This is a genomic window from Marinobacter sp. CHS3-4 (assembly GCF_030053415.1).
Taxonomy (GTDB): Bacteria; Pseudomonadota; Gammaproteobacteria; order Pseudomonadales; family Oleiphilaceae; genus Marinobacter.
In genome coordinates, this window is sequence record NZ_JASGBJ010000001.1 from 201,821 (window position 1) to 225,754 (window position 23,934).

Sequence of the window (23,934 nt, forward strand, 5' to 3'; positions counted from 1 at the left end):
CAGGGCGCTCCTTTGTTCTAATGACGCTTCGTTTATACGTCCAGATTGGTTACTTCCAGGGCATTGCTCTGGATAAATAACCGGCGTGGCTCCACGTCATCACCCATCAATGTAGTGAAGATCTGATCCGCCGCAATGGCATCCTCGATCGTAACCTTCATCATACGGCGGGTTTCCGGATCCATTGTGGTTTCCCAGAGCTGTTCCGGGTTCATCTCACCCAGGCCCTTATAGCGCTGAATGTTCAAACCTCGCTGGGCTTCCTTCATCAACCAATCGAGTGCGCCTTCAAAAGACAGAACCGGTTGTTTGCGTTCACCACGCTGAATGTAGGCACCTTCTTCAATCAGACCATCCAGCGTTTCGCCCATGCGGGCGATAGCCGCATAAGAGGAAGAGTCAAAGAACTCGTGGCTGAACACGTGCTCGTAAGGAATACCATGAACGTAAATCGTGACTTTCGGAAGGAACAGATGCCGTTCGCTATCCTTGGTCACCGAGAATGAATACTTGGTACCCGTGCGGGTATCGAGTTGCAGACCGTCGCCCAGGCGACCTACCCAGCGAGCGACTGATTCTTCGCTCTTGAGGTCCTCCAGGCTCAAAGTCACGTTATCCAGCATCTGTTCCAGAACCTTGGCGGGATAGGCGCGAGACAGACGGTCAATCATGTTCATGACAGCCTGGTAGTCCTTGACCATGGTTTCCAGAGCCGAATCCTTGATCGCTGGCGCATCTGCGTTTACGTACAGTTGGGCGCCTTCCAGTGCGGTCTGCGTGAGGTAAGCCTCTTTCGCCTTTTCATCCTTGAGATACTGCTCCTGTTTTCCCCGCTTTACTTTGTATAGCGGCGGCATTGCGATAAACACATGGCCTCGCTCGATAATCTCGCGCATCTGACGGAACAGGAAGGTCAACAACAGGGTACGGATATGGGAGCCGTCCACGTCGGCATCCGTCATGATAATCAGCGAGTGATACCGAAGTTTTTCAGGATTGAATTCTTCCCGACCAATACCGGTACCCAGCGCCGTAATCAGAGTTCCAACTTCAGCGGAAGAAAGCATCTTGTCGAATCGTGCCTTCTCAACGTTCAGGATTTTACCTTTCAGCGGCAGGATGGCCTGGGTCTTACGGTCACGACCCTGCTTGGCACTGCCGCCGGCGGAATCACCCTCCACAATGAACAGTTCAGAGAGGGCGGGATCTTTTTCCTGACAATCGGCGAGCTTGCCAGGCAGCCCGGCGATATCCAGAGCTCCTTTACGACGCGTCATGTCACGGGCTTTACGGGCCGCTTCACGGGCTCGGGCTGCTTCTATCATCTTGTTTACGATGAGCTTGGCTTCGTTCGGCTGCTCCTGGAGGAAATCAGCAAAGGATTGATACAGCTCCTGCTCGACCGCTGTTTTCACTTCCGAAGACACCAGCTTGTCCTTGGTTTGAGATGAAAATTTCGGGTCAGGAACTTTAACGCTGATAATCGCGGTCAAACCTTCACGGGCGTCGTCGCCAGAGGTAGTAACCTTGGCCTTCTTACCCAGACCTTCCTGCTCAATGTAGTTATTCAGCGAACGCGTCAGAGCAGCACGGAAACCGGCCAGATGGGTTCCGCCATCACGCTGGGGAATGTTGTTGGTAAAGCAGTAAATGTTTTCCTGGAACGCGTCGTTCCATTGCATCGCCACTTCTACTACAACGCCGTCTTCCCGTTCCTTGATGAAATGAAAGACACGATTGATCGGCGTCTTGTTGGCATTGAGGTGTTCGACGAATGCTCTTAGACCACCCTCGTATTCGAACACTTCTTCCTTGCCGCTTCGCTCGTCCTGAAGACGGATACGCACGCCGCTGTTCAAGAAGGCAAGCTCACGTAGACGTTTTGCCAGCAGATCCCAGTGAAATTCGATATTGGTAAAGGTTTCGGGTGACGGTCTGAAGTGCACCTTGGTGCCGCTGGCATCAGTATCCCCGACCACGCTCAGTGGGCCTTTTGGAACGCCCTCGGCGTAACTCTGTTCGTAAACTTTTCCGTCTCTGCGGATGGTCAGGGTCAGGCTGGCCGACAGGGCATTCACTACCGAAACGCCCACGCCGTGCAAGCCACCAGACACCTTGTAGCTGTTGTCATCGAACTTACCGCCCGCGTGCAGCACCGTCATAATGACTTCCGCCGCGGAAACGCCTTCTTCTTCGTGGATGTCCACGGGAATTCCGCGGCCATTGTCCCGGACCGTAATGGATTCATCCGGGTGGATCACAATGCCGATCTCTGAACAGTGGCCAGCAAGCGCTTCGTCGATGGAGTTATCGACTACCTCAAACACCATGTGGTGGAGACCGGTGCCATCGTCGGTATCGCCGATGTACATGCCCGGCCGTTTACGGACTGCATCCAGACCCTTCAATACTTTGATGCTGGAGGAATTATAGTTCGATTCGCTCATTCAGAGACTCCTGAGGGTGATAACCCCGGTAGGGCGCGATCGCTCATCCGGGTTTTATTCTTCCGTCACTTTGCCATGTTCCACGTGGAACACTCGATAATCGGGCAAGGGTACTTGCCATAGCTCGTCAGGTTTAGGTGGCTCTATAGACGTGACAAAAACCTGGCATTTCAGCTGTTCCAGCTTTTGTGCCAACATCGCCCGGTGGCCAACGTCCAATTCCGCATTAATATCATCAAGCAGAAAACTCACTTGTTTTCGCATTCCAGATAAAACCATCCCCTGGGCGATCTTCATTAAAATCACCAAGGTTTTCTGCTGCCCTCGGGAAAAGGTCTCTGCGACGGGTCTTCCCTGATATCTGAGCCTGATATCTGCTCGATTTGGACCATAAAGCGTATGGCCCATTTTCAGCTCCTGCTCTCGGTGCGCTTTCAACACATCACGCAACGGTTGGTTTCTATCCCAACCAGGAAAGAAATCCAACTTGAGCCCCTCAACCCAGGGGGCTGTCACTTCACCGACCAAGCGAAAAAACGCTTCGCAGAACACACTAAAGGTACGCTGCCTGGCCCCGTTCATCGCGTCTGCCAGATCTACATACTGCGCGTCCCATACCTTCATTAATGCTTCGTCTATTCTACCATTTCTGAGGATTTGATTCCGCTGTGATGTCACTCTCTGACACTGCTGCCACAAGGAACCGAAAGAAGGTTCCACGTGGAACACTAGCCAATCGAGGAACTGACGACGTTTTCCAGGACCACCAGCCACAATGTCAAAGACCCCAGGATCAATAACCGAAACCGGTAGATGCATCGCCAATACCGAGAGATTTCTGACCGGCTCACCGTCTAACCTGAGCGTCGTCTCTTTGGCACTAACATCCCGCGCAATACCCAACCGATGTCTGACAACGGACTCATCCTGATCAAGTGAATGTCTGGTTTCTTCCAGTCCCTGGTCCAGACCACCGAATACCGTCAATTTACTTTGCCCATGACTCACGACAGCCTGGTGCCGGTTCGCGCGAAAGGACCGGCCAAGACCCAGATAGCCAATCGCTTCCAGCACACTGGTCTTGCCACTGCCGTTCTCACCGTAGAGCAGATTAATAGAAGGGGAAAAGCGGACTGGCGCACCCTGAAGATTCCGGAAGTGTTCCGTTTGTAGTTTGACGAGCGCCATAGATCCGAAATCTCAAGCCATCTTGGCTGGAATAAAAAAAGGCAGCGAGCCATTCGGCGTCGCTGCCCCAGTGTACAAAACCGCGGTTCTGAACGCGATCAGTGCAACATATTCAAGCGCTCATCCATAAACACATCCATTTCCGGTGCCAGGATATGAACATAGCGATCGAAATACAGGAACTGCTTAAGTAGCAGCGCAAATTCGCGGGGGAAATGCAGCCCGTGTCCCTCGCCGATCTTGACCATATCCATCAGGATATTATTAACATCGTCATCGGCTTGATCGGCGTAATAGGGCACGTCATCCGGGACCATGCGATCCATCTGCTGGTAGAGATTTCGAAGATCGTTCGCAAGATCACTCACAATGACTTTCTGGTGAGTAATGCCGATGCGCACCATCGCATCCGCCATACCATCAAAATTACCCACCATCACCGACGAAATAAAATCGCTTACGGCCGTCCAGGTATCCGGTCGAATGCGACCAACAATCCCAAAATCAATAAATCCCACCCGACCGTCTTTCAACACCATCAGGTTACCCGCGTGAACGTCCGCGTGGAAAAACTCACATTGAGTCAGGCTTGAGAACCAGGTGTTCATGGCGGTAATCAAGGTTCGCTCCGGATCCCGAGCGTAGCCTCGAATACTTTCCAGATCCGTCAGTGGTACGCCGTGGAATCGCTCCATTGTCAAAATGCGTCGCGTGCTTGCCACCTCATACACTCTCGGCACCGTCGCATCTTCATTATGGGTGTTGTTGAGAAACTCGCGGAAAACCTTCAGATTGTTGGCTTCCTTGATGAAGTCACACTCCTCCATCATGGTGCGCTGAATCTCTTCAACGATTCCAGACATTGACGTCCAGGACAGTTTCGGTGCCAGCGTTTCCAAAATCTTCGCCGACAGATACAGGAAGTTCAGATCAGTCAGCAGTATGTTTTCCACACCGGGTTTCTGAACTTTGATCACCACCTCTTCGCCGGTGACCAGCTTGGCCGGGTGAACCTGGGCAATGGACGCTGAAGCCAGCGCGACCGGATCGATTTCAGAGAACACTTCTTCGATCGGTCTGCCCAGTTCCTGCCGAATGATCTTTCGGATAACGCTGTAGGGCAGGCTGGGGGTCCTATCCAGACAATACTGGAATTCCTCAACGTAGGATTTCGGGAAGAAAGTAGGGGAGCTGGCAATGAATTGGCCCAGCTTGATGTAAGTTGCGCCCAGAGACTCGAACGTCTGGCGTAACAAACGAGGAGCGGGCGGGCGGTCGCCACGAACCCAATTGACACCGGTCCTTCCCAGAACCGATACGGTCTGTCCGATTCTCAGGGCACCTTTAAGACTGTTGGTCACCGTTCCCATAATAGATTTCCTTACTCTTCCGATAGACGACAGTTTCATCCGTTTCAAACTCTCGTTGTGCAAACTGAATAGCCCCACTGCTCAGGGTAAAACAACCCGACAAAGCGCCTACAGGCGCATGGGCATCACCACATAAAGACAGCGGCTGTCTTTTTCCGATTCGATCAACGCACTGCTGTTCGGATTGGCCAGGGTAATTTTCACCTGGTCATCGTCCAGCGCATTCATCACATCCACCAGATAGCCTACATTGAAACCGATCTGAAGGGATTCGCCCTGATACTCTACTGGCAGCGCGTCTTCGGCCTGTTCCTGATCCGGGTTGTTAGCGAATACGCCCAGTTCATTCGGCGCAAGATTCAGTCGAACCCCTCGAATATTTTCGTGAGAGAGAATACCTGCTCTCTGAAGGGTATTTTTTAGCGTTGCCCGGTCTGCCAGCACCACTTTATCGCCGCCTCTGGGGATCACCCGGTTGTAGTCCGGAAACTTGCCCTCAATCAGCTTGGACGTGAAGGTATAGGAACCGACAGTTGCTCTCAGGTGATTGTCACCGATCACCAGAGTAACAGGCGTGTCCACATCATCCAGCAACCGGGCAAGCTCCAGTACGCCTTTTCGGGGAACGATCACCTGGCGAAGTTCCGGGCAGCCGGTGTCCAGATCTTCATGAGCCATAGCCAGTCGATGACCATCAGTGGCGACCGTACGCACATGATCTTTATCCACCTCCAGCAACAAACCGTTCAAGTAATAACGAACGTCCTGCTGAGCCATCGCAAATGCGGTCGCATCCAGCATGCGGCTGAGTTCTTTCTGAGGGAGCTCCAGGCGAAAGCTCTCTTCTTCATCTTCCACATTGGGAAAGTGCTCTGCCGGCAAGGTCGACAGAGTGAAATGGCTGGCACCACACCGCAGGTGCAGACGATCACCTTCCAGCGTTAATTCCAGCGGCGCTTCATCGCCAAGAGCTCGGGAAATGTCCGCAAGTTTGCGGGCAGGCACCGTAATACGGCCCGGCTGATCTACATGCACTGGCGTCACGCGGGCCACCAGTTCCACTTCCATATTGGTCCCGGTCAACGTGAGCGTATTGTCCTCCGCTACCAACAAGACGTTGGAAAGCACCGGCATGGTTTGTTTGCGTTCGACCACACCTGCAATCGACTGCAGGGGAGTCAGTAGGGATTCTCGACTGATCGTCAGTTTCATGGCACTCAGCATTCTTTTTCTGGACGGTGAATGAGTCTCTACCGCGACCAAACTCAGGTCGTCAGCAGCCGCATAAAGTTCTGATAATCTTCCCGGATGCCCGGGTCTGTTTCCTGTAATTCAATAATTTTCTTGCAGGCGTGCAGTACGGTGGTGTGATCCCGCCCGCCAAACGCATCGCCGATTTCCGGCAGACTGTGATTGGTTAGTTCCTTGGCCAAAGACATGGCGACCTGGCGAGGCCGGGTAACAGTTCGGGTACGGCGCTTGGACAGCAGATCCGCCACTTTGATCTTGTAATACTCAGCGACCGTTCGCTGGATATTGTCGATACTGACTTGTTTTTCATGCAGTGCCAGCAAGTCTTTCAGACTCTCCCGGATAAAGGGAGGCGTAATCTCACTGCCCGTGAAGTGAGCATTCGCTATCACCAAACGAAGCGCCCCTTCAAGCTCTCTCACATTGGACCGGATTTTCTGGGCAATGAAAAAGGCCGCCTCGCTGCTCAGTTTTACGTTCACCTGGTCGGCCTTTTTCATCAGGATCGCGACGCGGGTTTCCAGCTCCGGTGGCTCTACCATCACGGTCAGGCCCCAGCCAAAGCGCGATTTCAGACGCTCTTCCATGTCCACGATTTCCTTTGGAAACCGATCACAGGTCACGATGACCTGTTGGCCACCTTCGAGCAAGGCATTGAAGGTGTGGAAAAACTCTTCCTGGGATCGTTCCTTGCGGGCAAAAAACTGAATATCGTCGATCAACAACGCATCCACCGACCGATAGTAACGCTTGAATTCATTGATGGCGTTAAGCTGCAACGCCTTGACCATATCTGCCACAAACCGCTCGGAGCGAAGATAGGCCACTTTCGCGCGTGGATTGCGACGAACGATCTCGTTGCCGATGGCATGCATCAGGTGAGTCTTACCCAGACCAACGCCACCATACAGGAACAACGGGTTGTAGGCGCCGCCCGGATTCTCCGCCACCTGCATGGAAGCCGCCCGGGCCAGCTGGTTGGATTTACCCTCTACGAAGGTGTCGAACGTAAAGCCTTCGTTCAGAAAACTCTGGTGTTTGATATCGCCTTCCACCTGCACCGAGGGCCGATGACTGTTTCCCGGCGTTTTGGCAGTGGGTATCGCTACGGTCTCTGCAACACCCTTTTCCTCTTCCGTCACTTTCGTACTGACGGTTTCATGCTCAGGGGCATGACCGTTGGTTTTGGCATCGGAACGCACCACCAGATCCGCGCCGCTGGGCGCAGAACCCACCTTCATACCAACTCTGGGTGCCTGGCCACCTTCGAGGTCCTTCAGTACCTCTTCTATCCGCCGCAGGTATTTTTCATTGACCCAGTCCATCACAAACCGGTTAGGCGCAAACAGCATAAGCTGGCCTTCCCGGTGATCGGATTGCAGGGGTCTTAACCAGGTGTTGAACTGCTGAGCAGGAAACTCATCCCGGAGCACTTCCAGACACTGATGCCAGAGCTTATTCGGCACGACAGTTTTGCCTCCAATGCCTAACAATGAAACGTCGATGCACGCAAAAGATCTCCATGCAAAAGCTCGTCTTGGCTTCTGCCGCTTAAACCGTTAATCGTTGAAAATCGAGACCCGAAATTCTAACCCGCGGACCCGGTAAGTGAAAGGGGATAAAGCAAATAATAAACAGCCTGTGGAATTCTTTATGATTTATATTCAATATCTTACAGACTTACCTACAGGGTTGTGTACAGAAACTTTCTTAAATAAAGTTATACACAGCCCCCTGTGTGTGCACCGCAATAAACCCTGTGAAGAACTCAGAAAACTTTGGTGGATAAATCCCTCTTTTTCACCATCACCGATTTATCCCCAATCCCTGCGACACTCATCCACAAGGCTCATGCAGGTTTCTGAACAACCTTGTGATTGTCCTAACTAACTCATTTTTATCGGCTTATTTTGCTTACCCACAGAAATAGCCTTCCCTAATAACAGTAATAATAAATCCTTAAAGAATTAAAAAACCCCTAATGAATCTATTACGCCTCACCGATTCTGACGACAACCGACGACCATTGCAGACAACGGCGTTTAACCATTGAATTCCGACGCCGCATTGCATAGAATGCCGCTCCTGTTTTGGCTGTTCATTTTCCAGCCAACGGATGAATTTTTAAACTCGTACTGTGAGATCGACATCATGAAAAGAACGTTTCAACCAAGCGTACTGAAGCGTAAGCGCGTACACGGTTTTCGTGCTCGCATGGCAACAGCGAACGGCCGCAAAGTTATCTCGCGTCGTCGTGCCAAAGGCCGTGCCCGTCTGTCTGCGTAACGCACAGCTTGCCTGATGGAGGCTTTGAGCTTTCCCAAATCGTCGCGTCTGTTGACCCCTCGGGATTACGCCAAAGTCTTCGACAACGTCCAGATCAGGGTTCCACACCGGAATTTCCTGATTCTGGCCACGTCGAACGATCAGGGACACGCCAGAATTGGACTGGTTTTCTCGAAGAAAAACCTGAAGCTGGCGGTTCAAAGGAATCGCGTAAAACGACGGGTTCGGGAAACCTTCAGACATCAGACTGACTTTCCCGCGTTAGACATCGTTGTTCTGGGAAGACGAGGCCTGGCAGATATCGACAATGCGGTGTTGAATGAACTTCTGGACGAGCTCTGGTCCAGACTTAGACGAAAACACCGACATTCCACCAGCACGGTGACCAACGAGCAACCGGCATCCACGAAAGGACGGGGTTAATGCGCAAATTGTTGCTCCTGCCCATTCGCTTCTACCAGTACGCCATCAGCCCAATGATGGCCAGCCACTGCCGATATCATCCAACCTGCTCCCAGTACGCCGTTGAAGCCATCTCCTACCATGGTGGAATAAAAGGACTTTTTCTCGCGATTAAACGGCTTCTGAGGTGTCATCCCTGGACCGAAGGCGGTTATGATCCGGTACCGGGCACCGATGTTCGTGCCGAGTCGCCCTCTGCTTGCTGCGAGCCGGCTAGCCAAACCCATATTCCCAACCAGACAAAACGTTAAGTGTATGGATATTCAACGCATTGTGATTTATGCCGGCCTCGCGATTGTCAGTTATCTGATGATACTGGCCTGGAACGAAGACTATAACCAACCACAAACCAACCAGGTTGCGGAACAGACCCAGGCCATATCTCCTTCTGGCGACGCCGATAATCTGACGCTTCCGACATCGGACTCTCAGGCATCCACAACAAATGGTGGAACGGCGGGTGAAGAATTTTCAACGCCGGAAGATGGCAGTGAACTTCAAGCCAGCACCACTGCAGATGCAGAGGCTAGCGATCAGCTGATTACCGTCACTACGGATGTCTATGAGCTGACCATCGACCGGGTTGGCGGCAATCTCATTGGCGCTTCCCTACTCCAGTACGATCGTTCTCTGGACAGTGAACAATCCTTGCGGCTGCTAACCAATACCAGCAAGCGCACCTACATCATGGAAAGCGGGTTAATCGGAAAAGACGGCGTTGATAGTCGCAAGAATGGCAGTGCTCCAGTCTATTCCGCAGAAGCCAGCGAGTACGTTCTGAGTGAAGGTGAAGACTCACTGACCGTGAACCTGCAGTTGACCACGGATCAAGGCGTCGAAATCACCAAGCAATATGAGTTTGCTCGCGATAGCTATGAAATTGACGTCCGCTACCTGATCAACAACCAGTCAGGAGAACACTGGCAGGCCAATATGACCGGTAAGATTGTCCGCGATCAGGCACCTGACCCAACCGCACAGACCAGTCTGGGCATCCGGGCCTATCTCGGCATGGTCATTAGCTCTTCAGAAGACCCTTACGAGAAATACGATTTCGAAGACTTGAGGGAAAATCCAGTCAACCGTTCCGTGACCAACGGCTGGTTGGCGTTTTTGCAACACTACTTCCTGTCAGCCTGGGTGCCGGAACAAGGACAGGCGGCTCAGTTCCAGAGCACCCAACGCGGCAACCTCTACGTCATGGGGTTCGTGTATCCGGCGACCAAAGTGGCACCGGGAGAAACCGGTGAAGTTACGGCCCGCGCCTACGTTGGTCCCAAGATCATTGAACGACTGGAAAACATTGCCCCGAACCTGGATCGAACCGTGGACTTCGGCTGGTTGTTCTTTATCGCTCTGCCACTGTTTATCGTGCTGGACTGGTTCTACGGCCTGGTAGGAAACTGGGGCGTGGCGATCATTTTGCTGACGGTTCTGGTGAAAGCGGTCTTCTTCAAGCTCTCGGCCACCAGCTATCGTTCCATGGCAAAAATGCGAGCCGTTGCGCCCCAACTGACGCGACTCAAAGAGCTTTACGGGGATGATCGCCAGCGCATGTCCCAGGAAATGATGGCGCTGTACAAGAAAGAGAAGATCAATCCTCTGGGTGGCTGCTTGCCCATCCTGGTACAGATGCCGGTCTTTATCTCGCTGTATTGGGTTCTGTTTGAAAGTGTGCAGTTGCGTCATGCGCCGTTCATGCTGTGGATCAATGACCTGTCGGTGATGGACCCGTACTTCATTCTGCCGCTGTTGATGGGCGCCAGCATGATGCTGCAAATGAGCCTGAACCCAACACCACCGGATCCCATGCAGGCCAAGATCATGAAGATGATGCCTGTGATCTTTACGGTATTTTTCCTCTGGTTCCCGGCTGGTCTGGTACTCTACTGGCTGACCAACAACATTCTGTCTATTGCCCAGCAGTGGTACATTACTCGCAAGATCGAAGCAGAAGTTGCTGCGAAGAAGAGCTGATTAGTCTCAGCCAGAACCTTCGTTGTATTCAGAGGCTCCTATTGGGAGCCTCTGTCGTTTCAGGACCCGACGTTTATGTTCAGTGCCAACGACACGATCGCGGCTATCGCCACCGCCCCCGGCCAATCCGGCGTGGGTATTGTGCGCGTCTCCGGCCCTCAGGCCAGTGCCATTGCCGAAACCATACTGGGCTTCATTCCCCGGCCCCGATACGCTCACTATGGACCTTTCTACGATCCCGACGGTGAATTGATCGACGAAGGTATTGCTCTGTATTTCCCCAACCCGCATTCATTTACAGGCGAGGATGTACTGGAGTTGCAAGGGCATGGCGGTACCGTGATCATGGACATGCTGTTGCGGCTGGCCTGTGATCTGGGTGCGCGATTGGCAAGACCAGGTGAGTTCTCCGAACGGGCATTCCTGAACGATAAACTCGATCTTGCTCAGGCCGAAGCTATCGCCGACTTGATTGAAAGCAGCTCGGAACAGGCAGCGCGCTGTGCCGTTCGGTCACTTCAGGGCGCTTTTTCCCGGCGAATTGACGCCCTGGTAGAGGCAGTGACTCATTTGCGCATTTACGTCGAGGCGGCTATCGACTTCCCTGAGGAAGAGATTGATTTCCTGGCCGACGGCAAAGTGGCCAATGATCTGAAACAGCTGTTGCTGGATCTGGACGACATTCTGGCGGAAGCCCAGCAGGGTTCGATTCTTCGTGAAGGCATGAAGGTGGTGATCGCGGGCCGACCCAACGCCGGAAAATCCAGCCTGCTTAATGCCCTGGCCGGGCGAGAAGCAGCCATCGTAACGGCCGTGGAAGGTACCACCCGCGATGTATTGCGAGAACATATCCATATAGACGGTATGCCCCTGCATATTATTGATACCGCAGGATTGCGGGACAGCCCGGACGAAGTGGAACAAATCGGCATTGCCCGGGCCTGGGACGAGATTCGCGAAGCGGATCGAATTCTGCTAATGGTGGATGCCACCACCACCGATGGCACAGAACCCCATGATTTATGGCCCGATTTCATCGATCAGTTGCCGCCCGAGGCGCCACTGACGGTGATTCGCAACAAGGTGGACCTGACCGGCGAAACCGTGGGTTTCGAGCAGAAGGGTGACCATGCCCCGGTGATCAGGATCGCGGCGCGGTCGGCAGAAGGTCTTGAAGACCTCAGAGATCATCTGAAAGCCTGTATGGGGTTTGCCAGCACCACCGAAGGCGGTTTTCTGGCCCGTCGCAGGCACCTGGATGCCCTGGAACGAGCAAAGGCTGCCATGAGGCAGGGTGAAGACCAGCTACAAGGCTATGGCGCAGGAGAGTTGCTGGCTGAGGATCTGCGCGCCGCACAGGATGCACTGGGCGAGATCACTGGAGCGATGACTCCGGATGATCTGTTGGGGAAAATTTTCAGCAGCTTCTGTATTGGAAAATAGCGATGTACCGTTCACTGCTCTTTGTCTTCAGTGTCTTTCTTCTCCACGGTTGTTCAAGCGTCATTTACCAACCTGCTCCCGAGCAGGAGCCGAAGCCCGAGTCCAACACCCAACCAGCGAAATCCTTCGATCAGGAGCGAGCTGCGCTTTTCGATCAGCCGTACATTGACCCGCTGACTGATTATCTGATCGAACACAGCGGTGACGCCGCCAGGGCCGAGCTGCTGGATCAGGTCCGTGAGGAACGGGACAGACGGTGCAAGGAAGTGGCCCGCCAATTCTCCGAGGAGCCGGCAACACCCCGGGTACTGGCTCGGTTCAATGCCGGCTACGCCTACTCTTGCCCGGAGCAGGTCGCGGCGTTTGAATCACGGGTTGATCAACAGCAGGCATCGGAAGACACCACTGACACACAAGACACCACCGATGTGACCACCGACCCCAAAGCTCGAAAGCCCACTGACCAGGCTCTGAGTGATTGCTACCTGCTGACCACCATTCGAAATTTCAGCGCCGCCCGTGAGGCCTGCCGCGTTCCCGCGCAAGAGGGGGACAATCGCGCCCAGGCTAACATGGCCTTAGTGACCCATGCGTTCGAGGAATACGGCGTTGCTCGCCAATGGGCAGAAAAGGCCGCCGACCGGTCTGGGCAGGCTGCTTTTCTACTGGGAGAAATCTACGCCAAAGGACAGGGCGTCAACCGAAACCGGGATCAGGCCGTACATTGGTACAGCGAAGCCATAGAACTGGGGCACGAACCCGCACAGGAAGCTCTGGACCAGTATCGCGATTCGATCGCTGACGAGGGCACCTGACCAACCATTCAGGGAAATCATTCATGCCGAGGATTCTGTCCAGGCGATGGGCCAACCTCAAGAATCCATCTTCCCGCCAGTCCATCATGTGGATGCTTGGGCTGTTGCTGCTGGTGTTCATCTTCGGTCTGTTTCTGCTATCCAGCCTGAACCTGCGTTATTCACAGGAAGCCATGTCTGAACTTCGGCGCCAGCAAATCCAGGAGGTGGTGGCTGCCGGGCTGTCACGAATTAACGCCCGCCAGTCGTCTCTGGCCGGTTATACCACCACGCTGGCTAACGTCGGTGAAAGCTTTAATGACTTGATGAGCGGGGATCGGTCGGACGCTGAACAAGCTCGATTGAAAAGCCGACTGGAAGAGGCGATTCGCGAACAGTTTGAGGATTTTGACGGCGCCGCCGGGGCCGGTCTCTGGTTCAAGCCGGGTTTGCTGACCGGACCGGGTACCAGTTACATGCCGTATTTTGTTCGCAACACCGAGTCGAGCCCGGTGACACGGCTGGAAACGGAAGCCCGGTTCGGCCGGTTCAGTAACGCACCCTGGTACAGCCAGATCCTGGATAACCAGAACATCGAAAAAGCGGTGGGTGAAGGCAGTGTTTATTGGTCACCGGTGTATTTCGATATGAATACCGAACGTGCCGTGCTCACCCTGGCCAGCCCGATGTTTGATCGGCAGGGCAACCTGCTGGGCTTTGCGACCACGGCCTGGGGCGCCAATCAGATTGTGGATCTGGTCAGCCGTATTACCGTCACCGACCACAGCTTCGCGTTCCTCAACGACCGCAACAATCGCAATCTGTCCAGTCTCAGTCAGGGTGAGGATACCCGCCAGGAGCAGGCATTGATCGATGCCATTCTGGAACTGGAATTACGCAACCAGATTGAACCTTCTCAAACGTCCGCTGATGCCTCATCAGATCAGACAGACACCCTGGCAACCCGTCGCCTCACCGTGAACAACGATGCGTATGAGCTTTACTTTGCCATCACTCACGGAGGCATGGTCTACGGTGCCGGGGTACCTTTGCAGGAAATCAATGCCGTGTTGCGCCCGATGGAAAGGACTAACCAGCGGATACTGGCGGGCACGGTGGCGCTGGTTCTACTGCTGAGTCTTTTTCTGTTGTATCGCATCATCCAGCTGATTCGGGAATTGCAGGCGTCCTACACCGACAGACTGACCGGTTTGCCTAACCGGGCCCGTCTGTTGAGGGAATTGCAACGCCGGAAAGGCGCCGCCCTGCTGATCATCAATCTGGACCGTTTCAGCCAGATCAACGGTCTGTTTGGCAATGAGTGCGGTGATGAAGTATTGCTGGCGATTGCAGAAAGGTTGGTTCAGTTTGGCAAACTGCAAGGCTTGAGTGCGTATCAGGTATACCGGTTGTCCGGCGATGAATTCGCAATACTGACCCTGGTAATGCCTGCGGAGGCGTTGCAGAGCCTCGCTGAAAAGGTACGACACGATATTACTAACGAACGGATTGATTGGCAGCGTCAACGCCTGACCGTGGATGTCAGTATTGGATTGGCGCAACGTGAGCACCGGCCGTCGAGAGAGGCCGCCGATCAACTGGTCAGCCAGGCCAAAATAGCGGTGGTTCAGGCGCGTGAACACGGCCGACACTATCTGTTGTATGACTCAGCCATCGGTATCGAAGAGAATTACGAAAACAACCTCTACTGGGCAAACCATCTGAAAGAAGCGGTGGAACAAGACCGACTGGTGCCCTGGTTCCAGCCTATTCATGACAATCGTCGCGGAGATATCACCAAATACGAGTGTCTGGTGAGGATGGTCGAAGCGGATGGCAGCGTGATCAGCGCAGGCCGATTCGTGGATATCGCCAACAAATTACGCCTGAACCAGTACATTGCCGGATTGATGATCGAGAAATGCTTTGCCTGCTTTGCGGAGCGTGATGAAGAATTTTCGATCAATCTGTCTTCCGGTGATCTTACAGAACCCGAGACGGTTCGCCGAATTCTGGCGGCCCTGCAATCAACGGGTGTCGGCAACCGCGTGATATTTGAGATTCTGGAATCCGACGGCATTGCAAATTACGAGGACATACGAGTCTTTATCGAACGTGTGAAGCCCTTCGGATGTCGTATTGCCATCGATGACTTTGGTACCGGCTACTCGAATTTCGCCCATCTGCTCAGCCTGAATGTTGACTTCATCAAGATTGATGGCAGTCTGATCCAGCATCTGCACGAGGATCAGACTGCCTACCTGGTCACCAGTGCTATCGTGGAATTCGCCCGCAGTCTGAACATGCAGACGGTAGCCGAATTTGTCCACAACGAGCAGGTGCAGGCAAAAGTCCTTGAGCTGGGCATCGATTTCTCTCAGGGCGAATATTTCAGCATGGCCCGGCCCAGCCCGGATTACACGACGGCTAGCCGGTAAAGGCCATGTCGTCGCTGTCGAGACTCATCAGGGTCCTGCTTGGGCTGAGCATGGAAGTCGCATGTGCCTGGGCTCTTGGTAACAGGCGCTCGTAATAGAACTCGGCGGTCGCCAGCTTGCTCTTGTAGAAAGACTCCGATTCCTCGCCACCGTGTTTCAGCTTCTGGTTCGCGACTGCCGCCATTCGAGCCCACATGTACGCCATGGAGACATAGCCGCTGTACATCAGAAAATCATTGGCTGCCGCGCTGACCATGTCCCGGTCTTTGCGGGCGATCAGCATCAGTCGAACGGTCAGCCAGTTCCACTGGCCGGTGAGTTTTAGCAGCTCCAGACCGTAAGGCCGCATTTTTTTATCGGTCAGCAACTTGCGGGCAAAATTGGCAATCCTCAGGGTATAGTCGCGAACCGCCCCACCCTGGGTCATCAACAGCACCTTTCGGCCCAGAAGGTCCAGAGCCTGGATGCCGGTGGTTCCTTCATACAGGGTGGCAATGCGAGTGTCCCGCACGATCTGTTCCATCCCATGCTCGCAAATGTAGCCATGGCCGCCAAACACTTGCACGCCCAGATTGGCAGCCTCGTTACCCAGCTCGGTCAAAAACCCTTTGAGGATCGGGGTCAAAAAGCCAAGTTTGTCATCGTATTGGTCTGCCTTTTCCGGATCGCCGGCGGTGTGGGCCTCTACCATGTGATCTGCCAGCCGCGCCGCGTCATAGAGCATGGCGCGACCACCTTCAGCAATGGCTTTCTGGGTCAGCAGCATCCGGCGCACGTCGGCGTGATGGATCAGGCTGTCAGCTACCTGATCCGGTTCCTTCTTGCCGGAAACCGCCCGCATGGAACGCCGTTCCCGCGCGTAATCCAATGCCCATTGATAGGATAGTTCGGCCGGGCCCACGCCCTGTATCGCGGTGCCGATCCGGGCGGTATTCATGAAAGTGAACATGCATTCCAGGCCCTGATTTTCCGGGCCGATCAAAAAGCCTTTGGCGCCGTCGAAGTTCATCACGCAGGTAGCGGACGCCTTGATGCCCATTTTCTTCTCAAGACTGCCGCAAACCACACCGTTGCGCTCACCCACCTGGCCGTCTTCGGCGGGGAGAAATTTGGGCACAATGAACAGGCTGATGCCGCGAGTGCCTTTCGGGGCATCTGGCAGCCGGGCCAGTACGATGTGGATGATGTTTTCAGTCAGGTCGTGATCGCCTGAGGAAATGAAGATCTTTGTACCGGTGATTTGATAGCTGCCGTCCGCCTGGGGCTCTGCCTTGGTTTTGACCTGGCCCAGATCGGTGCCGCACTGCGGCTCGGTCAGGCACATGGTGCCGGCCCAGCGGCCTTCGGTCATCGGATGCAGATAGGTTTCTTTCTGATCTTCACTGCCATGGAGGTAGATGGTATTCATGGCACCCATGGATAGCCCCGGATACATGGAAAAAGGCCAGTTCGCTGTGCCCATCATTTCCTGTTTCAGCAGGCCCATAGAGGCGGGAAGCCCCTGGCCGCCGTAGTGCTCCGGCGCAGACAATCCCTGCCAGCCGCCCATCACGTACTGGTCGTAGGCATCTTTATAGCCCGCAGGTGTTTTCACTTCACCGTCGGTCAGGGTGCAGCCCTCTTCGTCACCACTCTGGTACAGCGGGCTGAGCACTTGTTCCGAGAATTTGGCACATTCGCTCAGAATGGCGTCCACGATATCCGGTGTCGCGTTCTCACCACTGGGCAGTGATGCATAGTGCCCTGGATAATCAAACACCTCATTCAACAGAAATTTCACATCGCGCAAAGGCGCTTTATAGACTGGCATGGTGACTCCCATCCTCACATCCGATTGACGTATGGATGGCAGTTGTACGGCAATCCACTGTGCCTGCCATTGACGAAAACCGCTGACCCCTCTGTCAAAAAAGACAATTGGCCGAAATGACACCTGCTCCAAAATGGTGGTTTTGATCGGCTGACAATGGCCGGGCGTATCTATGTCATTCGCTTAACGCAACCCACTCAGGAGTGTAAAAGTCATGCAAAGAAGCTTTGGAGCCCTGTCGATGACTGGCCTGGGCCGTAACCTGTCGTTATTGTTAATGTTGGTGCTGTTGGCCGGTTGCGCGGGCCCCACCCTGGACGCCTACAGCGACCTTGAGCCCACCCTGACCCCCCAGCAATTCTTTACCGGTGAACTCTCGGCGCGCGGCGTGGTCAAGAACAGGTCCGGTGAGGTCATTCGGACGTTTGACGCTGACATTGACGCCAGTTGGAATGACCAAGGTGTGGGCACTCTGGACGAAGAGTTCCGCTTTAACGATGGTGAAGTTCAAACCCGGAAATGGACGTTGACGCCGAACCAGGACGGATCCCTTCATGCCGATGCAGGCGATGTGGTGGAGCCTGGCACCATGCGCTGGCAGGGCAACGCCATCAATATGAATTACGTCCTCCGCGTGGCTTATGGTGACGATGACAGCACCATCGACGTGAGTATGGACGACTGGATGTATCTGATCACGCCGGACACGCTGATTAACGAAACTGAAATGACCAAATGGGGTTTCAAGGTTGGCGAAATTGTACTGGTGATACAGAAGCAATAATCACGGTTTTTAACCTGGAACTGACCAATGGCAAAACAATGGATGATTGCGCTGGGTCTGCTGGTACTGGCCGGCGGCGGAGTATTCGCCTGGAATTCTCTGGCGCCCGAGACTGCGGCTGACAACCAGCGACAGCGTCCTGCCAGCAAGGTCAACGTGGTCAGTCCAGCCCTTGATCGGGTCACCGATTCGGTCAGCGCAGTGGGTAACCTGAAAGCCCGGGATCAGGTCGCACTGACGACCGAAGTCAGCGGCCGGGTTGTGGCGATGAATCTGAATGCCGGAAGCAAGGTTGCCGAAGGCGCGCTTCTTTTGCGGTTGGACGATCGCCAGGCCCGGGCGGACCTGCAGGTCGCGCAGGCGACCCTGGCTGACGCTCGTCGCCAGCTGGAGCGTGCCCGTCGCCTGCGTTCGAACAACAGCATTTCCCAGTCCCAGGTGGACGCACTCAGCACCGGGGTCAACGTTGCCGAAGCACAGCTGGCCTCCGCCCAGACGCGTGTGGACAATCACCGCATCGAAGCACCGTTCGCAGGCGTGGTGGGTCTGAACGACATCAGTATGGGTGCCTATCTGGGGTCAGGAACCGAAGTGGCCACTCTGGACGCGACTAGCCAGATGGAGCTGAGTTTTGCTATCCCGGAAAAGTTTCTCGGCCAGATTCGTCTTGGTCAGAGGGTGCAGGGCCACACGCCCGCATTTCCCGAAGACCGGTTTGAGGGTGAGTTGGTGGAGCTGGGTACCAGAATCAACGAACTCAGCCGCACACTTCCGGTCAGGGCAATGATCGACAATGCCGATGGCAAGCTTCGCCCGGGCCAGTATATGGCGGCGGAACTCACCTTGCGGCAACGGGAAGCCCTGATCATTCCGGAACAGGCGGTTATGATTCGTGGCGATGAAACCTATGTATTTGTGGCTCTGGACGGTGTCGCCAAGCGGGTGTCTGTTCAACTGGGTTCACGGTCGCCCGGTATCGTGGAAGTTGCTTCTGGTCTGACTCTGGAAGACCGCGTGGTGGTCACCGGGCAGGACCGCCTTAGCAGCGGCGATCGAATCCAGGTGGTGGAGGACACGGCGGCCATCCCGGATAACCGGTTTGTCGACACCCGGGAGTCCTGATCCATGGTGCTCTCTGACATCTCCATCAAGCGACCGGTGTTTGCCACGGTCATCAGCCTGCTGATACTGGTGTTTGGTCTGGCGGCGCTGAAAGGCCTGCCTGTGCGGGAATATCCCGATATTGATCCCCCGGTGGTGTCCATTTCCACCGATTATGTAGGGGCGGCCGCCGAAGTAGTGGATACCCAGATCACCCAGGTGATCGAAAGCGCCATCAGCGGTATCGAAGGCATCCGTTCCATCGAATCCAGTACTGAGCAGGGCGAGAGCCGCACGTCCATCGAATTCAATACCTCCCGGGATGTGGATATTGCGGCCAACGATGTTCGTGATGCCGTGGCCCGGGTGGCCAATGACCTGCCGGAAGAAGCCGATCCGCCCGTTGTTCGTAAAGCCGATTCGGATGCCCGTCCAATGATGTGGTTGTCTTTGCGCAGCGACGTCTGGGACAGCGCTGAACTGAGCGATTTCGCCGAACGGGTGTTGGTGGATCGCCTGTCAGTGCTCGACGGTGTCGCGGATGTCCGTATCGGTGGTGAACGCCGATACGCCATTCGGATCTGGCTGGACCGGGAACGACTGGCGGCTCGCGATATTACGGTGGCAGAGGTGGAACAGGCGCTTCGCGCCAATAACGTGGAGTTGCCGGCCGGGTCTGTGGAATCCTCTACCCGGGATTTCACGGTCAGGGCCAAGGGGCGGTTATCGGGCGTGGACGAGTTCCGCAATCTGGTGGTTCGGCGGGACGGCAATGATCTTTTGCGGCTCGGCGACGTGGCCAATGTTCAGATGGGCGTGGAATCCGACACCAGTCGCTTGCGATTCAATGGCCAGACGGCGGTTGGACTCGGGATTATTCGACAATCGAAATCCAACACGGTCGCGGTGTCAGACCTGGTACAGGTTGAACTGGACAAGATTCGCGAAACCCTGCCCCCGGAAGTGAACATCGCTCAAAGCTACGACGAGTCTATTTTTATACGGGCGTCCATCAAGGAAGTGGCGATCACCCTGGCGATTGCGGTTTCGCTGGTGATTCTGGTGATTTTCATGTTCCTAAGATCCTGGCGTGCCACGTTGATACCCGCCGTGACCATACCGGTAGCGGTCATCGGCGCCTTCATTGGCCTGGGCGCGCTGGGCTTTTCCATCAACGTGTTGACGCTGTTGGCGGTGATACTGGCCATTGGCCTGGTGGTCGATGACGCCATCGTGATGCTGGAAAACATTCAGCGTCGTATTGATAACGGCGAGCCACCGTTGCTGGCTGCTTATCGCGGCGCCCGACAGGTCGCTTTCGCCGTTATTGCCACGACTCTGACGCTGATTGCGGTGTTTGTGCCCATTTCATTCATGGGGGGCAATGTGGGGCGTCTGTTTGCAGAATTCGGGTTTACCCTGGCCGCTGCGGTGGTGGTATCCAGCCTGGTCGCCCTGACCCTGGCGCCGATGCTCTGCTCCAAATGGCTGAAACACAGCCCGGAGACCGAAGAAGGCCACCGCCTTTGGGCCTTCAGTGAACGCGTGCTCAACGGCCTGACCCGTGGTTACGAACGCATGCTGAAGTTTTCACTTCGCCAGCCCGGTCTGTTGTTGGGTCTGGGTATGGTGGGGCTGCTACTGGCGGTTGTGGTTTTCCCCAAGTTGCCGCAGGAACTGGCACCGACCGAAGACCGGGGCATTATCATTATGCCCGGTGGCGCACCGCGGGGTTCCACCGTGGAATACACGGACCACCATGTGAAAAAGGCCGAACAGCAGCTACTGCCCTATCTGGAACAGGGAGTGGCCAACCGTATTCTCGCCATTGTCGGGTTCCGTAATGAGGCCGACAACGCGTTCATCATCATGGGCCTGACGCCCTGGAGTGAACGGGACGTCAAGCAGCAAACCATCACCAATGAGATTCGACGCAAGCTGGCCGATGTGCCGGGTGTGCGCCTGGTGGCGGTCAATCCGCCGGGGCTGGGCCAACGTGGTTTCAGCCAGCCTGTGGAGTTTGTCATCGGTGGGCCGGACTACGAATCGGTTCAGGCCTGGAGTGAAGAGATCGTTGAGCGGGCCAAGGACAATCCGAATCTGCTGAGCCTGGACACCGACTTCGAGCTGACTCGCCCGGAACTGAACGTGTCTATAGACCGGGACCGAGCCGCCGACCTGGACATTACGGTACAGGACGTCGGCCTGACCCTGCAGACCATGCTGGCCTCGCGACAGGTAACGACCTATCTGGATCGTGGCCGGGAATACGATGTAATTCTTCAGGCCTCCGATGCCGACCGTGCAACACCGGGTGATCTGGGCCAGATCTTTTTGCGGCCCCGCCAGGGTGGCGAACTGATACCCCTTGAGGCACTGGTGGATGTTGAGGAAGTGGGCGCGAATCCCGACCTGCGTCGCATCGACCGACTTCCGGCGGTGGTGATCAGCGGTTCCCTAGCGGATGGGTATGACCTGGCGTCGGCGCTGGACTATCTGAATAATCTGGCGGTGGACCACTTACCGCCTGAAGCGAGAGTCAGCTACAAAGGCCTGAGTCGGGAATTCCAGGAGTCGTCGAACGCCATTTATGTCACCTTTGCGCTGGCGTTTGTCATTGTTTTCCTGGTGCTGGCGGCTCAGTTTGAGAGCTGGATTCACCCCATGATCATCATGCTGTCGGTGCCATTGGCGGTCACCGGGGCCTTGTTTGCACTGCTGTTTTCCGGCATTAGCCTGAATATCTACAGCCAGATCGGCATCATCATGCTGTTGGGGTTGATGGCAAAAAACGGCATCTTGATCGTGGAGTTTGCCAATCAGCTGCGGGATAAGGGCTATGAAGTCAGGGATGCGATTCTTGAAGGCGCCATCCTGCGGTTCCGGCCCGTGTTAATGACCACCATTTCCACGGTATTTGGCGCCGTGCCATTGGTGTTGGCCACCGGCGCCGGTGCCGAGAGCCGGGCGTCCATCGGGATTGTGATTCTGGGGGGGCTGGTGTTTGCCACCACCCTCACCCTGTTTATTGTTCCGGTGCTCTACAATCTGCTGGCCAGATTTGCGAAGTCCACCAATGCCGTGGCGCTGGAGTTGGACCGACAGGCTAGCGATACCGCCGATGGCTACAGGGTAGCCGGGAAGCACAACTGACCGTCAAACAGTTCGTCCGGATGAATGTCTACGCAGAATACCTGGCGAGTGTTTCCGGACATCATGCAGGTAGACAGTGTGATGGTTCGCGTGGCGTCAGGAAGACCGACGTAGGGACGCGAACAGTTGATGTCCTGCGGGCGCTCCAGAGCATTCAGGAAATATTCCCGGTGTGACCAGCAGGCCCCCGCCGAGCGGTAGAGCGGGTTGAAATGCTGGGGCCAGCGGTCTTTGCCGGAAAACGCCAGATTGCCCTGCTGGACGCCGTTCGAGTTCAGCATAAAGCAACGTTTTACACCTCCCATTTCGAAAACCGATTTGCAGGCCTCTGCAAACGGCTCCTCCCGTGCCAGCCGATGGCAAGCCTCCAGAATCTCAAATCGCAGCAATCTCAGGAAACTGCTCTGGTCAGAACTTTCTTGCTGAAATCGACGTCGGGATTGTTCCATCATTCCCGACAGGCCGGCCTCCTGGGAGGCCATCAACGTGTTCTCCACAATACCCGGCCTGCCAAACAGAAACCCCTGCAGCAGGTCTGCTTCGGTATCCAGCGCGATTCTTGCCTGGGCCTCGTTTTCAATGCCTTCCAAAAGAACCAGGCTGCCGCTTTCCCGGATCATCCGAACCAGGCTTTCAAGCAGCAGTCGCGCTCGGTGATGTTGTTCTGCGTTGACCAACAGGCTTCGGTCAATCTTTACGATGGTCGGGTCCATGCGCCACAGGCGTTCAAAATTCGAATCTCCGGTGCCGAAATCGTCAATGGCGATGCGAAACCCCCGCGCCTTGGCCTGGTCAATGAACTCCAGCAATGCGTTGGTGTTGCTACTGGTGGTCTCTACCAGTTCCAGAACGATTTTTTCCGGAGAGATGCCACACTCGGTGCACTGGCTCACCAGCCGATCCAGAGATGACGTGGGGTGAGTACAGGTTTCCGGATTAATGTTCAGGAACAGCCAGACAGGAAGATGACGGCCGCTGAAGTTTTCCACATGCCGATGGACCAGAAAGCTGTCGAGTTGAACGGTCTGTTCAGTTGTATCGGCTCGTTCGAACAGTTCCACAGGTGACAGTGACTCGGCCCCGTCATCCACCCTGACCAGCGCCTCAAAACCCACCAGTTTCTGGTGCGTCGGGCTGAAAATAGGTTGGTAGGCCGAGCGGACATTCAGGCCTTCCAACAGTTCTTCTGTGGTAGCAGGTTCGGGCGTACTCTGACGGTAACGTGACAGTGAAATGACGCGATTCATGAGGGTTCCTGTTTGGCTCCGGCTCGGTGCCAGGGCCCCTGTAAATGAAATCAGTGAGTCTTCTCAAGCGAACTTCGTACCAGAAAGTCAAAAAACCACCGTTCCAAATCGTTTATCGGCGTCAAAACTGATTTCATCGGCCAGAAGCAGACGATATTGCATCGATTCGGTGCATAAGGCCTG

The 23,934-nt window shown here is 54.9% G+C and carries 17 protein-coding genes; 10 read left to right on the top strand and 7 right to left on the bottom strand.

Going from position 1 to position 23,934, the window contains the following annotated elements; all coding sequences use genetic code 11:
* Positions 1-32: 32 nt before the first annotated feature.
* From gyrB to dnaA, 5 genes are all read right to left on the bottom strand, one after another.
* Positions 33-2,447, bottom strand: coding sequence for a DNA topoisomerase (ATP-hydrolyzing) subunit B (gene gyrB / locus QLQ17_RS00955; protein ID WP_283207666.1), 2,415 nt, complete (start codon positions 2,445-2,447; stop codon positions 33-35).
* Between the two features lie 54 nt (positions 2,448-2,501).
* Positions 2,502-3,635, bottom strand: a complete 1,134-nt coding sequence (recF, locus tag QLQ17_RS00960; RefSeq protein ID WP_283207667.1) for a DNA replication/repair protein RecF — start codon at positions 3,633-3,635, stop codon at positions 2,502-2,504.
* A gap of 98 nt (positions 3,636-3,733) precedes the next feature.
* The gene (locus QLQ17_RS00965) at positions 3,734-5,005 is read right to left on the bottom strand and encodes an ABC1 kinase family protein (protein ID WP_283207668.1); all 1,272 of its coding nucleotides are present in this window, start codon (positions 5,003-5,005) and stop codon (positions 3,734-3,736) included.
* A gap of 108 nt (positions 5,006-5,113) precedes the next feature.
* Positions 5,114-6,217, bottom strand: coding sequence for a DNA polymerase III subunit beta (gene dnaN / locus QLQ17_RS00970; RefSeq protein WP_283207669.1), 1,104 nt, complete (start codon positions 6,215-6,217; stop codon positions 5,114-5,116).
* A gap of 53 nt (positions 6,218-6,270) precedes the next feature.
* Entirely contained in the window at positions 6,271-7,722 is a 1,452-nt protein-coding gene (gene dnaA / locus QLQ17_RS00975) for a chromosomal replication initiator protein DnaA (RefSeq protein WP_283207670.1), read from the bottom strand.
* A 685-nt stretch (positions 7,723-8,407) separates the two neighbouring features.
* Here dnaA and rpmH point away from each other — a divergent pair.
* The 7 genes from rpmH (at position 8,408) to QLQ17_RS01010 (ending at position 15,656) form a co-directional block, all read left to right on the top strand.
* Positions 8,408-8,542, top strand: a complete 135-nt coding sequence (gene rpmH / locus QLQ17_RS00980; protein ID WP_008172542.1) for a 50S ribosomal protein L34 — start codon at positions 8,408-8,410, stop codon at positions 8,540-8,542.
* 15 nt (positions 8,543-8,557) lie between these two features.
* A complete protein-coding gene (gene rnpA, locus QLQ17_RS00985) occupies positions 8,558-8,965 on the top strand; it encodes a ribonuclease P protein component (protein WP_283207671.1) in 408 nt (135 codons plus the stop codon).
* A complete protein-coding gene (gene yidD, locus QLQ17_RS00990) occupies positions 8,965-9,255 on the top strand; it encodes a membrane protein insertion efficiency factor YidD (RefSeq protein WP_283207672.1) in 291 nt (96 codons plus the stop codon). The genes rnpA and yidD overlap by 1 nt, the downstream gene beginning before the upstream one ends.
* Positions 9,256-9,259: 4 nt before the next feature.
* Positions 9,260-10,981, top strand: coding sequence for a membrane protein insertase YidC (gene yidC / locus QLQ17_RS00995; protein ID WP_283207673.1), 1,722 nt, complete (start codon positions 9,260-9,262; stop codon positions 10,979-10,981).
* Positions 10,982-11,056: 75 nt separating this feature from the next.
* Positions 11,057-12,424 carry a tRNA uridine-5-carboxymethylaminomethyl(34) synthesis GTPase MnmE gene (gene mnmE, locus QLQ17_RS01000; protein ID WP_283207674.1) on the top strand — a complete coding sequence of 456 codons (1,368 nt, stop codon included), beginning with the start codon at positions 11,057-11,059 and terminating at the stop codon, positions 12,422-12,424.
* A 2-nt stretch (positions 12,425-12,426) separates the two neighbouring features.
* Entirely contained in the window at positions 12,427-13,239 is an 813-nt protein-coding gene (locus tag QLQ17_RS01005; protein WP_283207675.1) for a tetratricopeptide repeat protein, read from the top strand.
* Positions 13,240-13,262: 23 nt separating this feature from the next.
* Positions 13,263-15,656 carry a bifunctional diguanylate cyclase/phosphodiesterase gene (locus QLQ17_RS01010; RefSeq protein ID WP_283207676.1) on the top strand — a complete coding sequence of 798 codons (2,394 nt, stop codon included), beginning with the start codon at positions 13,263-13,265 and terminating at the stop codon, positions 15,654-15,656.
* Here QLQ17_RS01010 and QLQ17_RS01015 read toward each other — a convergent pair.
* A complete protein-coding gene (locus tag QLQ17_RS01015; protein ID WP_283207677.1) occupies positions 15,646-17,466 on the bottom strand; it encodes an acyl-CoA dehydrogenase C-terminal domain-containing protein in 1,821 nt (606 codons plus the stop codon). The two genes, QLQ17_RS01010 and QLQ17_RS01015, sit on opposite strands and share 11 nt — an antisense overlap.
* A gap of 241 nt (positions 17,467-17,707) precedes the next feature.
* On the opposite strand from QLQ17_RS01015, the gene QLQ17_RS01020 reads away from it, so the two are divergent.
* From QLQ17_RS01020 to QLQ17_RS01030, 3 genes are read left to right on the top strand one after another with little or no spacing between them, the layout of a single operon-like run.
* Positions 17,708-18,250 carry a DUF3833 domain-containing protein gene (locus tag QLQ17_RS01020; RefSeq protein WP_502867359.1) on the top strand — a complete coding sequence of 181 codons (543 nt, stop codon included), beginning with the start codon at positions 17,708-17,710 and terminating at the stop codon, positions 18,248-18,250.
* A 27-nt stretch (positions 18,251-18,277) separates the two neighbouring features.
* On the top strand, positions 18,278-19,372 hold the full coding sequence (locus QLQ17_RS01025; protein WP_283207679.1) for an efflux RND transporter periplasmic adaptor subunit: 1,095 nt from the start codon (positions 18,278-18,280) through the stop codon (positions 19,370-19,372).
* Positions 19,373-19,375: 3 nt separating this feature from the next.
* Positions 19,376-22,504 carry an efflux RND transporter permease subunit gene (locus QLQ17_RS01030; RefSeq protein WP_283207680.1) on the top strand — a complete coding sequence of 1,043 codons (3,129 nt, stop codon included), beginning with the start codon at positions 19,376-19,378 and terminating at the stop codon, positions 22,502-22,504.
* Here the strand turns inward: QLQ17_RS01030 and QLQ17_RS01035 are convergent.
* The gene (locus QLQ17_RS01035) at positions 22,477-23,751 is read right to left on the bottom strand and encodes an EAL domain-containing protein (RefSeq protein WP_283207681.1); all 1,275 of its coding nucleotides are present in this window, start codon (positions 23,749-23,751) and stop codon (positions 22,477-22,479) included. The two genes, QLQ17_RS01030 and QLQ17_RS01035, sit on opposite strands and share 28 nt — an antisense overlap.
* Between the last annotated feature and the right edge of the window lie 183 nt (positions 23,752-23,934).

What these genes read in the sequence shown, in the direction of transcription:
- gyrB (WP_283207666.1), bottom strand. Translation starts at nt 2,447, where the DNA reads ATGAGCGAATCGAACTATAATTCCTCCAGCATCAAAGTATTGAAGGGT.
- recF (WP_283207667.1), bottom strand. Translation starts at nt 3,635, where the DNA reads ATGGCGCTCGTCAAACTACAAACGGAACACTTCCGGAATCTTCAGGGT.
- QLQ17_RS00965 (WP_283207668.1), bottom strand. Translation starts at nt 5,005, where the DNA reads ATGGGAACGGTGACCAACAGTCTTAAAGGTGCCCTGAGAATCGGACAG.
- dnaN (WP_283207669.1), bottom strand. Translation starts at nt 6,217, where the DNA reads ATGAAACTGACGATCAGTCGAGAATCCCTACTGACTCCCCTGCAGTCG.
- rpmH (WP_008172542.1), top strand. Translation starts at nt 8,408, where the DNA reads ATGAAAAGAACGTTTCAACCAAGCGTACTGAAGCGTAAGCGCGTACAC.
- rnpA (WP_283207671.1), top strand. Translation starts at nt 8,558, where the DNA reads ATGGAGGCTTTGAGCTTTCCCAAATCGTCGCGTCTGTTGACCCCTCGG.
- yidD (WP_283207672.1), top strand. Translation starts at nt 8,965, where the DNA reads ATGCGCAAATTGTTGCTCCTGCCCATTCGCTTCTACCAGTACGCCATC.
- yidC (WP_283207673.1), top strand. Translation starts at nt 9,260, where the DNA reads ATGGATATTCAACGCATTGTGATTTATGCCGGCCTCGCGATTGTCAGT.
- mnmE (WP_283207674.1), top strand. Translation starts at nt 11,057, where the DNA reads ATGTTCAGTGCCAACGACACGATCGCGGCTATCGCCACCGCCCCCGGC.
- QLQ17_RS01005 (WP_283207675.1), top strand. Translation starts at nt 12,427, where the DNA reads ATGTACCGTTCACTGCTCTTTGTCTTCAGTGTCTTTCTTCTCCACGGT.
- QLQ17_RS01010 (WP_283207676.1), top strand. Translation starts at nt 13,263, where the DNA reads ATGCCGAGGATTCTGTCCAGGCGATGGGCCAACCTCAAGAATCCATCT.
- QLQ17_RS01015 (WP_283207677.1), bottom strand. Translation starts at nt 17,466, where the DNA reads ATGCCAGTCTATAAAGCGCCTTTGCGCGATGTGAAATTTCTGTTGAAT.
- QLQ17_RS01020 (WP_502867359.1), top strand. Translation starts at nt 17,708, where the DNA reads ATGACTGGCCTGGGCCGTAACCTGTCGTTATTGTTAATGTTGGTGCTG.
- QLQ17_RS01025 (WP_283207679.1), top strand. Translation starts at nt 18,278, where the DNA reads ATGGCAAAACAATGGATGATTGCGCTGGGTCTGCTGGTACTGGCCGGC.
- QLQ17_RS01030 (WP_283207680.1), top strand. Translation starts at nt 19,376, where the DNA reads ATGGTGCTCTCTGACATCTCCATCAAGCGACCGGTGTTTGCCACGGTC.
- QLQ17_RS01035 (WP_283207681.1), bottom strand. Translation starts at nt 23,751, where the DNA reads ATGAATCGCGTCATTTCACTGTCACGTTACCGTCAGAGTACGCCCGAA.